The organism is Stenotrophomonas sp. SY1 (assembly GCF_021202945.1).
Lineage (GTDB): Bacteria > Pseudomonadota > Gammaproteobacteria > Xanthomonadales > Xanthomonadaceae > Stenotrophomonas.
The window spans coordinates 1-304 of the sequence record NZ_JAJOYR010000039.1 but is presented as its reverse complement, the minus strand read 5'-3'; the positions used below and the strand labels follow the sequence as shown (position 1 = coordinate 304).

The 304-nt window shown below is 53.3% G+C and carries 1 protein-coding gene; it reads left to right on the top strand.

Annotated features, from left to right (window positions below; genetic code table 11):
* A partial coding sequence (locus tag LR961_RS19215; RefSeq protein WP_232151580.1) for a hypothetical protein occupies nucleotides 1-201 on the top strand: 201 nt, incomplete at its 5' end.
* Nucleotides 202-304 lie beyond the last annotated feature (103 nt).

The window sequence follows — 304 nt, the reverse complement described above, 5'->3', positions numbered from 1 at the left end:
ACCGTCGCAGGTAGCTCATCTGGCGTGCCTGTAGCGGATACCGGTAGCTTGGCGGGGGCCGCATTGAGTTCTGCGAGCACTTCTGCAGGGGCCGCCAATACCATGACAGAAAATCTGGGTAACCAGATGAACAATCAAAGTGTCGCGCCTAAAGAGTTACCACCTATCGTGACAGTGAAAACGATCCGACTCGAAGATTAATCACCTCATCACGCGCTTGTCTCAAAGCAAAACGCCCGCCTTTGGTGGGCGTTTTGCTTTGCAGTTGCTGACTAGTCTGCCGGGCTGGTCATTGACCTAAAAC